This is a genomic window from Psychrobacter sp. CAL346-MNA-CIBAN-0220, from assembly GCF_040309805.1.
Lineage (GTDB): Bacteria > Pseudomonadota > Gammaproteobacteria > Pseudomonadales > Moraxellaceae > Psychrobacter.
Genome location: NZ_JBEOPF010000434.1, coordinates 1 through 260 on the forward strand (window position 1 = coordinate 1; position 260 = coordinate 260).

1 protein-coding gene is annotated in these 260 nt (G+C 42.7%); it reads left to right on the forward strand.

Annotated features, from left to right (window positions below; translation table 11 throughout):
- On the forward strand, positions 1–260 hold a 260-nt coding region (locus tag AAEY88_RS14270; protein ID WP_350563446.1), incomplete at both ends, for a hypothetical protein.

The following is a 260-nucleotide window of genomic DNA, read 5'->3' on the forward strand; positions in this document are numbered from 1 at the left end:
GCCACAATCAGATACTGTTATATCAAATACCTCAGGCTGGCAGCAGTTATTGGTATTGCACGAGTACATACACTTAGTGCATTTAGCGCAGCCAACGCGTAATAACTGGCAGCAAAAAATACGCAGTCTATGGGATCTATACGATTTAACTTACAGCGATACCCCTCGTTGGGTTGCCGAAGGTTATGCCACGTTAATTGAATCTAAAATGACCGGTCGTGGGCGCTTATTTGATAACTACTCAGAAGCAATATTAGTAG